An 8,679-nucleotide genomic window follows, 5' to 3' on the forward strand; every position below is an offset into this window, starting at 1 on the left:
AGGAGAAATTATGAAAAAATTAATATTATGTACATTATTTATATTAGCAGCAAACTCATATTCAAATGAGGTTATTTATGAAGATTTTTCTTTTAAAGAGCCAGTAATTCAAACTGGATTGAAACAAGCTAAACAAAATGTAAAAACTACTTTTGTCTATAATGAAAATGACATGTATAGAATATATGCAAGAGCCGGATTTATAACAACTATTAATCTAAATCCTGATGAAGAAGTAACATACTTAGCAGGAGGAGATACAGCAAGATGGGTAATAGATGTTGGAATGGCAGGAAGTTCACAAGGACAACACCCAATACTTGCTATTAAACCATTTTTTCCAGGAATAAAAACTAATTTAATTGTAAGCACTAATAAAAGAACTTATCAATTCTTTTTACATAGTGCTAATGAATGGTATAATCCGACAGTAAGTTTTGTATATCCTCATGATCAACTTATGGCAAAAATAAAAGAACAAAAATTAAAAGAAGAAAGTACACCAATTAATTTAGATTCATTAAATTATAAATATGAATGGAAAAAAACAAAAGATAGATGGTGTCCGCAACAAGTATTTGATGATGGAGAAAAAACATTCATTTTAATGCCTGAAAAAGTTGAACAAGGAGAATTACCAATATTATTAATTCGTGATGAACAAACTGGAGAGGGAGCTATCGTTAGACATAGATATAATCCTAACAATAGATTTTTTATTGTAGATAGATTATTTGAACAGGCTATATTAAAGTTAGGTAAAAAAGAAATTGTCATAAAAAGAGAGGGTAGCTTTATTAAATCTAAAAACGATCATTACCCAGTAACTAGATAGAGGTGTTTTATATATGGGAATGTTTAAAAAAAATCAAGAGAAAAAACAAGAAGAAAATCAAGGAAATAATAAACCTAAAATTCAAGGGAAATTTTACAATTTAAAATTAATAAAAATAATTATAACTGTAGTTGTTTTATTCATAATTTATAATATTTTTAAAACTGATAATAAGCCTAAAAAAGTTGAAACTATCAATAATGAAGAAAAAAAAGATATGACAACAAAAACAAATCCATATCAGACAACATATGCAGATATAAAAGACATAAAGACTAATACTACTATTAATCAAACTACTAATTCTATTACTAATAATAATTCTACTAATACTATGACAGAAGAACAAAAAGAAAAGTTAAGACAGTTAGAAGAGCAAGCAAATCAAGCTAAAAAAAGTCCTATAGCTTTTCAACTATATAATAGACAAGATACTCAAAATAATAATACACAAAATGCAAATAATTTTCCACCTGATTACGATCAAAATAGACAAAACTCTAAAAAGAATTTTCTTTTTAACGAAGCACAAAAAGCTTTATATTCAACTTCTACAATTGTAGAAAGTATTTCTCCATATGAACTTAAAACTGGAGATTTTTTCCCGGCAGTTGTTGAAACCGCTATGAACTCTGATATATATTCAAAAGTTATTGTTGCTAGAGTAAGTCAAAATATATATGATACAGTAACAGGGAAATACCTTTTAATACCTCAAGGAACTACTTTAACAGGAGTATATGACAGTAATATAACTTGGGGTCAAGATAGACTATTAGTTGTATGGCAACAACTAAGATTTCCAAATGGCGACATGTTAAGTCTTGATAATATGCAAGGTGTCGACATGATAGGTCAAGCAGGAATACCGGGTAAAGTAAATAATCATTTTACAACTTTATTAAAAGGTGTATTACTATCATCAGCTATGGGAGCGGCAGCAGCTATAACAACATCAAATGATGATGATTGGAGATCTGACGCAGGAGAAGCAGCAGGACTTTCAATAATACAAATAGGAGATAAATATACTGCAAAAGCTTTAGATAGACAACCTACTATAATGATTAAAGCAGGGGATAGATTCAATGTTATGGTACATAGCAATTTAATTTTAAAACCATATAATAAGTAGGTGGTTAAATGACTAAAAAGAAAAAAATAGCAATAATTATTTATTTATTAATGTTCCCTATTTCTATAACTTTAGCAACTCAAATTTTTGCTAAATATGTGGGATATGCTAAGGGATTAGGAGAGCCTTTATTTATAATAAATAAAATTCCTTTTTATCCTCCATTTAAAATTATTGAATGGCAAATATATAGAAATCAAGCACCTATAGCTTTTGAAAAAGCATTAACAAGTGGAGGAATAACTTTAGTAATTTTTGTATTTTTAATAGGATTCTTAACAAAGAAAAAACATGTAGAAACAAGTCACGGAGCTGCAAGTTTTGCAACACAAGATGATATAAAAAAAATGAAGTTATTACCCAAAGAAAAAGATATTTTAAAAAGCTATGATAAAGAGGGAATGACACAGATTTATAAAGAAGCTATCTATAATAATTTTCCCGATAAAATAGCAAATGAAGATTTTAAAACTAATGGAATAGTAATAGGACAAGATGAAAAAGGAAATTATTTATATGATAATCAACCCGGTCATGTTATATTAGCAGCACAAACTGGAGCAGGAAAAGGAGTAGGATTTGTACTTCCAACATTATGGACATGGAAAGAAAGCTCAATTATAAATGACATAAAAGGGGAAAACTGGCAGCTAACTGCAGGATATAGAAAACTATTAGGGCATAAGGTTTTAAAGTTCGACGCTACCTCATTAAATACTGTACATTTTAACCCTATGGCAGAGATAAGAAAAGGTACAGTTTATGAATATCAAGAAGCTAAAAATATAGCTGATACTATTGTTTCCCCTGATAAAAAAACAGATAGATTTTTCGGACCAAATGGTGTGGAGTTTTTAACTGGTGTAATACTTCATGTTTTATATATGGTGAAAGAAAGAACAGCAAATTTAACTGATGTATATAGATTTTTGACTACTCCAACATTGACAGAAGAAGAAAAATTAAAACAGATGACATGGGGAGAACATAATACAACTTCTGATACTGGATTATTTCAAAAAATTTATAACAATGTAATAACAGAAAAAGACGGAACATTAAGGCCTGATGTACACCCAATGGTTTCAGGGATTGGGAATGATATGTTAAATAGGGCAGATAATGAAAGATCAGGTATTATTTCAACTGCCAAAACTGAATTAGCTATATTTGCTGATCCAGTAATTTCAAGAGCTGTTCAATATAGTGATTTTAAAATAAAAGATTTAATGAACTATGATGTTCCAGTTGATCTATATTTTGTTACACCACCTAAAGCTATAGGAATTACAGCAACTTTAATAAAGTTGCTTATTAATCAAATTATCTTTATACTAACTGATGAAATGATAATATCTGATAGTGGACAAAATGAAAACTTCAAACATAGATTATTACTAATGATAGATGAGTTCCCTGCCATAGGGAAAATTGAACTTTTACATAAAGCTTTAGCATATGTAAGAGGATATGGAATGAAAGTAGCTTTAATTACTCAAGATTTAAAACAATTATATGAAATTTACGGAGAGAATAACTCTATTTTAAATAACTGTAAGACACAAATTTTCTATACCCCAAGTGATGATAAAACTACAACATTTATTGAACAAAAATTAGGAAAGAAAACTGTTGAACAACAAACTAAATCATGGAAAGGTTTTAAATACTTTTCAGATTGGAACATTTCAACATCTTATGTTGGTCGTAGCTTGATGACATTTGATGAGATTCAACAATTATCAGATGAAGAAAGTTTAATATTTATAACTGGACAAAAACCTATTCATGGTAAAAAAATAAGATGGTATAAGGAAGAAAAGTTTAAATTAAAAGCAAAATATAAAGCACCTGAAAAAAGTGATATTATACAAGAAACAAGATAAGGAGATAGAAAAATGGAAGAAAAGAAAAAATTATCAGCAATAGAGAGAGAAAAATTAAAGATGGAAAAATTACAACAAGAAATGTCAAATTCTAGGAAAAGAATAGAAGAAGCTAAAAATAAGGAAGCTTTAAAAATATGGAAAAAAATAAAACCTTTATTATTAAAAGATGAAATATTAGATCAAATACAAGATCCTGAATTTGTTGAAATGATTGTTTTAGATATTCAACAAGTTTTGGAAAAATATATTCCAGTAATAGAAAGTAAACAAGAAGATAAAAAACAATTTGAAGAAGAAAACAAGGAAGATAATATAAATGAGTAATGTATTGTTAGATACTCTATTAATTTCTTTCGGAAGTGAAATTAATAATTATCTTAAAGATCCTGATGTAATAGAAGTCTATTTGAATGACGATAAAAAATTATGGATAGATACTCTTTCATCAGGAAGAAAATATACTGGAATAGAAATTGATCCTCAAATTGCAAAAAATATAATATATTTAGTTGCTAGTTCGGTAGAAACAGAAGCTAACGAACATAACCCAATTATAGACGCAGAATTACCGGGAAATGGAGAAAGATTCGCAGGGATTTTACCTCCAGTTGTAAAAAATCCATCTTTTGCAATAAGAAAAAAGGCTTTAAAAATATTTACACTTGAAGATTATATTAAAAATAATATTATGACAGAAAAACAGTATAATATTATTTGTGAAGCTGTAAAAAATAGAGAAAATATGCTAGTTGTAGGGGGTACTTCAACAGGAAAAACTACTCTAACTAATGCAATTATCAATGAAATGAGTAAATATCCAAATAGATTAATAATAATTGAAGATACTCAAGAATTACAATGTAGTGCAGAAGATAGATTATTTTTAAGGTCAACAGATTACGCAACCATAAGAAGATTACTTATGGCAACTTTAAGATTAAGGCCGGACAAGATTATAATTGGAGAGATAAGAGATGGAGCAGCTTTAAATTTAATCAAAGCATGGAATACAGGACACCCGGGAGGAATTTGTACTTTACACGCAAATTCAGCTTTAGAGGGATTAGAACAACTTGAAAGCTATATTTCAGAAGTTTCTATTCAAGAACAAAAAAAGACAATATCTAAAGCTGTAAATCTAGTAATAAATATTAGAAAAATAGGTACTCAAAGGAAAATACATGAGATTATAAAAATTACTGGATTAGATGACAAAGGAAATTATCTTTATGAGAATATAAATTAGGAGGGTAGAACTATGATAATACACCCTATATGTAAAGCTTTAACTACAGATATAACAATAGCCGGTGGAGCGAGAACACCAGTTATACTAAATGGAACATTGGCAACTGTATCAATTTTATCATTACAAAGTTGGCAGTTAGGAATATTTTTTATTTTTACTCATTTTGTAATAGTTTATTTAACTAAAAAAGATCAAAAATTTTTTGATTGTTTTAAAAACTATATCAAATATGATGAATATTATGACAGTTAGGAGGGAAAATGTTTCACGAATTTGAAAGAAAAGCAAGAAAAAGTTTTACCTCTCTTTTACCTTATGAAAGTTTTTTAGAAGAGTCAGTTTTAGCAAATAAGAATAATACTCTTCAAACAAGCTTTATTTTTAGGGGATCAGATCTTGATTCTTCAACAGATGATGAATTGGAAGTTATTACAATAAGATTAAATAATGTTTTAAAAAGATTAGATGGTAACTGGGCAATATTTGTTGATACCATAAGAGAAAAAAGTAAAAAGTATAATTATAAAAAGGGAATAAATAAAATTCCTACTCGAATATTAGAAATTGAGAGAGCTAATTTTTTTAAATCAGGTCATCATTTTGAGAATAAATATATTATAACTTTTGTCTATTTTCTAAAAACTGATAACTTTAAAAAAGTAAGTAAGTTATTTTATAAAGAAACTCAAGAAGAAGAGGTAAAATCAAATATAGAGGAAGAGATAAAAGAATATAAACAAGAAATAAATAATATATATGCACTTTTCTCAACAGTTTTTAAAGAGATTAGAATTATGAGTAGTGAAGAAATGGTAACTTTTTATCATAATTGTATAAGTGATACTAAAATGGAAACAGTAAAGATTCCATCAAATAATAGACTGTTAGATAATTATATTTCAGATTGTCCATTAGTAGGAGGACTAGAGCCTAAAGCAGGAAAAGAGTATATAAATGTTATATCACTATATAATTTTCCTAATGTATCAACTCCTAGTTTATTTGATAGGTTGAATAGAATAGATGTTGAATATAGATTTTCAACAAGATATATTTCACTTGATAAAATAGATGGAAATAATATTTTAGGAAAATTTACAAGAGAATGGAACGCAAAGAAAACCTCTATAAAAAATATGATTAGAGAGATTATGACAAAAGAAAAGAAAGCAGATGATGAATTTGCTGCAAATATGGAAAGACAAGTAAAAGAAATTAAAGAAAATTTAGATGCCGATAATATAGGACTTGGTTTTTATACTTTCTGTATCATAGTAAAAGATGAAAATAAAATAGAATTAGAAAAAAAATCATCTAAGATAAAAAATATATTAAATGGTTTAGGATTTACAGCAGAAATAGAAAGCGGAAATGCACTTGACGCATATGTAGCAAGTATTCCCGGAAATATAGTGTGTAATTGTAGAAAGCCACCAATGCCAACAATAAATTTAGCTGATCTATTGCCTACCAGTTCAGTATGGGCAGGAGATGAATATAATAAACATTTGAATGAAGCCGCTTTATTATATACGCAAACTACAGGAAATACCCCTTTTAGGTTAAATTTACACTACGGAGATGTGGCTCACACTCTTATAGTGGGGCCAACTGGTGCGGGAAAATCTACATTGTTAGCAACGTTAGAAGCTCATTATACAAAATATACTAATTCTCAAGTAATAAATTTTGACAAGGGAGGGTCTACAAGAATATTAACTCAAGGAATGGAAGGTAAATTCTATGACTTGGGAGCTGATAATATTAGATTTCAACCTCTTAGAAATGTAGATAAAGAGAAAGAATGGTGTCAATCATGGATTGAAGAGATATTAACAGTAAATGAAAATGTTACATTAGATCCAATAAGAAAATCTTATATAAGTAATGCCTTAGATTCTGTAGCAAATTTACCTATTCAAAATAGAACTTTAGGAGCTTTTGTAAGTTTCTTAGGTGGACAGGATAACCACTTAAAACAAGCTTTAGCTAGTTATCATGGAGCAGGAATTTATGCTAAATATTTTGATGGAAATAGTGATTTCTTAGAGGATAATGACTTCATAACTTTTGAAATGGAGCAAATAGCAAATAATAAAAATGCTATAGTTCCTACTCTTTCTTATTTGTTCCATAAATTAGAAATTGAAAAATTTACCGGGCGGCCAACTTTATTAACTTTAGATGAGTGCTGGTTATTTTTAGATAATCCAATATTTAGTGCAAAAATTAGAGAATGGTTGAAAGTATTAAGAAAGAAAAATGTCGGTGTTATATTTGCAACTCAATCATTAGCAGATATAGCAAACTCAAACATTTTAAGTGCTGTTTTAGACTCTTGTTATTCAAGAATATATTTACCAAATGCAAGTGCTAATGAACAAAAAGATCTTTATAAGAATTTTGGACTAAATGAAACAGAGATACAAATATTAAGAAATGCTATTCCAAAAAGACAGTATTACTATAAAAATCCTAATGGAAGTAGATTATTTGAATTAGCATTAAGCGGATTAGAGCTTGCATATGTTGCTGCGTCAAGTCCTGAAGATCAAAATATGTGTAAACAATTAGCAAATTTACCAGTTGAAGAATTTAATATAAATTGGCTAAATTACAAAGGGTATGATGGTAAAATAATTTTAGAAAATTTAAAAAATGAGGTGTTAGAAAATGAATAAAATATTACTAGGAATAGTTTTAGTTGGAAGCACAGCATTAGCAGTAAATGAAGTTCAAACAGTAGGAGTAGCAGCAAGTTATACAAATACTATGTACAGAGCAGAAAATCAATTTATACCAATACCCTTAATAAATCTTAATTATGGAAGATTCTTTATAAAAGGATTAAAATCAGGATTTAAAATTCATGAAGAGTCTGAATTTAATTTTTCAATTATTGTAGATCCTTTAGCAGGATATTTTGATGGTTGGTATATTAAAGGATCGGATATGAAAGAGGGCTATAAAAATATTGATGATAGAGATTATCAATTCATGTATGGATTAGAAGCTAATTATAACTTTACAGATGATATTTTTGGAACATTAAGTTATATGTGGGGTAGTGATGGAAGCAAGGGAGAACTTGCTATCACTCATGTTAAATATTTAACTAATAGATTAGTATTCATGCCTAACTTTAGTTTAAAATACTACGATAATAAATTTGTAGATTATTATGTAGGAGTAACTAAAGAAGAAACTTTAAAAAATAGTAAAATAGATAAAGAATATAATACTAATGATTCTTTTATAGCAGGAATTACTATGACTTTTGAATATGCTGCAACTGAACAAACAACAATAAGTGTATTTGGTGGTTATGATTATTTTGATGATAAAATAGCAGATTCGCCAATAGTTAATAAAAACGGACAGTTTTATGGTGGAATAGGATTAAGATATAGTTTTTAAAAAGTAATACTTTTAGTATTACTTTTTAAAAAAGAGAAAGTAAATGAAATTAAATAACAATGAGAAATATTTATATTATTTGGGAATAATTTTAGCTTTAATCTTTCTTATAATAATCTACTATTTGGTAAAAAGATAGAAAGGAGAAAAACCA

8 protein-coding genes are annotated in these 8,679 nt (G+C 27.8%); all 8 read left to right on the forward strand.

Features of this window, described 5'->3' with window-relative positions:
* Window positions 1-10 precede the first annotated feature (10 nt).
* Genes DYA59_RS00350 through DYA59_RS00385 form a run of 8 tightly spaced genes read left to right on the forward strand, consistent with a single transcriptional unit; the run spans window position 11 to window position 8,525 of the window.
* Complete coding sequence (locus DYA59_RS00350; protein ID WP_245943692.1) at window positions 11-835, forward strand: TrbG/VirB9 family P-type conjugative transfer protein; 825 nt, start codon at window positions 11-13, stop codon at window positions 833-835.
* A gap of 13 nt (window positions 836-848) precedes the next feature.
* Window positions 849-1,970 (forward strand): TrbI/VirB10 family protein, encoded by a 1,122-nt coding sequence (locus DYA59_RS00355; RefSeq protein WP_115268264.1) that lies wholly within the window; start codon window positions 849-851, stop codon window positions 1,968-1,970.
* 8 nt (window positions 1,971-1,978) lie between these two features.
* Complete coding sequence (locus DYA59_RS00360) at window positions 1,979-3,856, forward strand: type IV secretory system conjugative DNA transfer family protein (RefSeq protein ID WP_115268266.1); 1,878 nt, start codon at window positions 1,979-1,981, stop codon at window positions 3,854-3,856.
* A 12-nt stretch (window positions 3,857-3,868) separates the two neighbouring features.
* Window positions 3,869-4,183: a hypothetical protein gene (locus DYA59_RS00365; RefSeq protein ID WP_115268268.1), complete on the forward strand. Its 315-nt coding sequence runs from the start codon at window positions 3,869-3,871 to the stop codon at window positions 4,181-4,183.
* Window positions 4,176-5,105 (forward strand): P-type conjugative transfer ATPase TrbB, encoded by a 930-nt coding sequence (trbB, locus tag DYA59_RS00370; RefSeq protein WP_115268270.1) that lies wholly within the window; start codon window positions 4,176-4,178, stop codon window positions 5,103-5,105. Before DYA59_RS00365 ends, trbB begins: the two co-directional genes overlap by 8 nt.
* Window positions 5,106-5,117: 12 nt before the next feature.
* Window positions 5,118-5,360 (forward strand): VirB3 family type IV secretion system protein, encoded by a 243-nt coding sequence (locus DYA59_RS00375; RefSeq protein WP_115268272.1) that lies wholly within the window; start codon window positions 5,118-5,120, stop codon window positions 5,358-5,360.
* A gap of 8 nt (window positions 5,361-5,368) precedes the next feature.
* Window positions 5,369-7,789: a VirB4 family type IV secretion/conjugal transfer ATPase gene (locus DYA59_RS00380; RefSeq protein WP_115268274.1), complete on the forward strand. Its 2,421-nt coding sequence runs from the start codon at window positions 5,369-5,371 to the stop codon at window positions 7,787-7,789.
* Entirely contained in the window at window positions 7,782-8,525 is a 744-nt protein-coding gene (locus DYA59_RS00385) for a MipA/OmpV family protein (RefSeq protein ID WP_115268276.1), read from the forward strand. Before DYA59_RS00380 ends, DYA59_RS00385 begins: the two co-directional genes overlap by 8 nt.
* The last annotated feature ends 154 nt before the right edge of the window (window positions 8,526-8,679 follow it).

It is taken from the genome of Fusobacterium necrogenes (assembly GCF_900450765.1).
Taxonomy (GTDB): Bacteria; Fusobacteriota; Fusobacteriia; order Fusobacteriales; family Fusobacteriaceae; genus Fusobacterium_A; species Fusobacterium_A necrogenes.